Source organism: Halomonas sp. IOP_14 (genome assembly GCF_021021315.1).
In the GTDB taxonomy this organism is placed as follows: Bacteria; Pseudomonadota; Gammaproteobacteria; order Pseudomonadales; family Halomonadaceae; genus Vreelandella; species Vreelandella titanicae.
In genome coordinates, this window is the sequence record NZ_JAINWD010000012.1 from 1 (window position 1) to 3,082 (window position 3,082).

A 3,082-nucleotide genomic window follows, 5' to 3' on the forward strand; every position below is an offset into this window, starting at 1 on the left:
GATTGGCACGGGTGTTAAGTTCGGTGTAGCTAAGTGACTGATTGCCGACTACCAGTGCCGTAGCCTCTGGAGTGGCCGCGGCATAGCGTTCGATCAGGTGGTGGATAGGCGAAGCATCGGGATACCGGTGAGAGCTTTTACCCCATCCCTGTAACTGAAGGTTCTCGTCTTTATCAAGCAACTCTATATCGTCCAGCGCTCGTTCCGGCATTTCTGCCAGCGCCTTTAAAATAGCGACATAGTACTGCGCTAGGCGCTCAATGATCGCTGAATCAAACAGCTCTTCTGCATAAACGAAACTTGCCTCCAGGCAACCATCTGTGCATTCCACCACATTTAGTGTCAGCTCGAACTGGGCCACTTTGTTCTCTAGTGTCCAAGCGTTAAGCTCCAGTCCCGGTAGCGTCTGCAACGCGCCATGATCCTGCCGCTGATGGTTGAACATCACCTGGAACAGCGGCGTATGGCTCAGACTGCGCTCCGGCTGCAGCGCTTCAACTAACTGTTCAAAAGGGAGATCCTGATATTCTTGAGCACCCAGCGTCACACGCTTCCCCTGCTCCAACGCCTCGGCTAGGCTTAAGCGGCCATTCAACTGGTTGCGCAGCACCTGAGTATTTACGAAGAAGCCAACCACTCTCTGTGTCTCCGTGCGATGACGGTTGGCGATCGGTACCCCGACCCGAATATCTTCCTGCCCGGTATAGCGATACAGCAACGCCTGGAAGCCTGTTAGTAGCGACATAAACAGGGTGGCCCCTTGCGCCTGGGCATGTTGACGCAATCCGCTCACTAGCGATTGCGGGAGAATCATTTGGTGGCGCGCAGAGTGATAATATCCATCGTTGCGACGCGGTCGATCGGTTGGTAGTTGCAGTACCGGATGTTCATCACCCAGTTCCGCCTGCCAGTAGGCGAGTTGGCGCTCCTTCTCGCCCGCGTCCATCCATTGACGCTGCCATAGCGCATAATCGGCATACTGAATAGGCAAGGCTGGCGGCTCCCAAGCCCCCCCCGTCACCCGAGAACGGTAGTCAGCGGCAAACTCATCAATGATCAACTGCATCGACCAACCATCGGAGACGATGTGGTGCATTACCACCACCAATAGATGCTCCTCTTCAGCTAATCGCAATAACCCCACCCGTAACAGAGGTCCCCGCTCTAAATCAAAGGGAACATCGCAGAGCTGTGTAACTTGATTCTCTTTTGCCGCTTCTCGTTCATCCTTCGGCATATGAACTAGATCAACTTCATGCAATACGAAGTTGCTCTCGGCCTGCAGCACTTGTATTGCACCACCCTCGCCATCGTCACGGAACACCGTGCGCAATGCTTCATGACGAGATATCAAGGCGGAGAAGCTACCCCGCAGTGCTTCAGTATCCAGCGAGCCCTTAAGGGTCAGAGCACCAGTAATATGGTAAGCGTTGCTTCGTGGATCCAAGCGCCACAGAAACCACTGGCGAAGTTGGGCATAGGAGGGTGAGCACGTCTTCTGTTGCAATGCCGGACGAGAAAGAATTGGGAACTGGCCAATGCCTAAACCCTGAGTACGAATCTTGTCGTAAACCACACGGCGCTGCTCTGTAGACAATCCGGCAAAGCGTTCCGCAATACGACGGGTATCAATGTTACTCATTGAACGGTATCCATGCTGTCGATGAAGGAATCAATGTCTGAGAGCGATTGCTCAAAGGAGTACCCACTGTTTAGCGTGGCAATGCATTCTGCTAAGTCACAAAGTAGTGGTTTTTTAAATATCTCGGATATTTTGAGCTCAACTTGCATATCAGCTTGAACACGAGCCACCATTTGCACAGCAAGTAATGAATGCCCGCCACGCTCAAAGAAGTTGTCACGACGCCCCACTTGATCCACGCCCAACACATCCATCCAGATCACCGCCAGTTCCTCTTCTACCTCGCCTTGAGGCGGCTCGTACTGCGAGCCACTGGCCAAATCCGGCTCGGGCAGGGCCTTACGATCCACCTTGCCGTTGGGGTTCAGTGGTAACGCATCGAGCGTAACCACGACTCCCGGCACCATATAGTCCGGCAGTCGTTGCCCCATCGCCTCACGCAGTGAACTGGTGTCGAGTTCACTGTCAGCCTGGGGCGCCACATAGGCCACCAGCCTCGAACCACTGGAACCTTCTTTGGCGACTACCACCGCCTCGCGAACCTCCGGCTGAGAGAGTAGTTCGGCTTCGATCTCGCCAAGCTCGATACGCAGGCCGCGGATCTTCACCTGGTAATCGAGGCGGCCCAGGTACTCGAGCTGACCATCTTCCCGCCAGCGCACTAGGTCGCCGGTGCGGTAGAGACATTCGCCCTGCGCAAATGGATCGGCGACAAAACGTTCTGCGGTAAGGTCAGGGCGGTGCAGATAGCCCCGTGCCAACCCAATGCCTCCGAGATAGAGCTCCCCCGCAACTCCCGGTGGCACTAAGTTAAGATCTCCATCCAGCACGTAGGTGCGGATACCGGCGATGGGTTGACCGATAGCTACGTGGTTGCGCCCATCGTCTTGGCAGGCCCAGTGAGTGACATCAATGGCCGCTTCGGTGGGGCCGTAGAGGTTGTAGAGCTCCGTATGAAGCAAGCGGGCAAATACCTGATTCTGCAGTTCGGCCGGCAGCGCCTCACCGCTGCATACCAAGCGTGTCAGACTGGTGCAGTCTTCAACCTTGCCATGAGCCAAGAAGGCCTGAAGCATTGAAGGTACAAAGTGCAGTGTAGTGATGTTATGGCTACGGATTAGCTCGACCAATTGTGCCGGTTCGCGATGGGCTCCCGGCGGCGCCATCACCAGCCGCGCCCCCTGCATCAGCGGCCAGAAAAACTCCCACACGGAAACATCGAAGCTGAATGGCGTTTTCTGCAGCACCGCATCGTCGGTCGTCAGCCCATAGGCGTCTTGCATCCACTGCAGGCGGTTGGTCAGCGCGTGATGACGGTTGGCCGCACCCTTAGGACGTCCGGTAGAACCCGAGGTGTAAATGACATAGGCGAGATGTTCACCGTGCAGTGCCACCTCCGGGTTGGTTGACGCATGATGCGCCACGTCCAATTGATCCAGC

General features: G+C 55.6%; 2 protein-coding genes. Both read right to left on the reverse strand.

Annotated features, from left to right (window positions below):
• The coding region (locus K7H09_RS11290; protein WP_230804646.1) for a condensation domain-containing protein at nt 1–1,642 on the reverse strand (1,642 nt) is incomplete at its 3' end.
• Nucleotides 1,639–3,082, reverse strand: a 1,444-nt coding sequence (locus K7H09_RS11295) for an amino acid adenylation domain-containing protein (RefSeq protein ID WP_230804648.1), incomplete at its 5' end; no start/stop codon positions are given. The genes K7H09_RS11295 and K7H09_RS11290, both read right to left, overlap by 4 nt.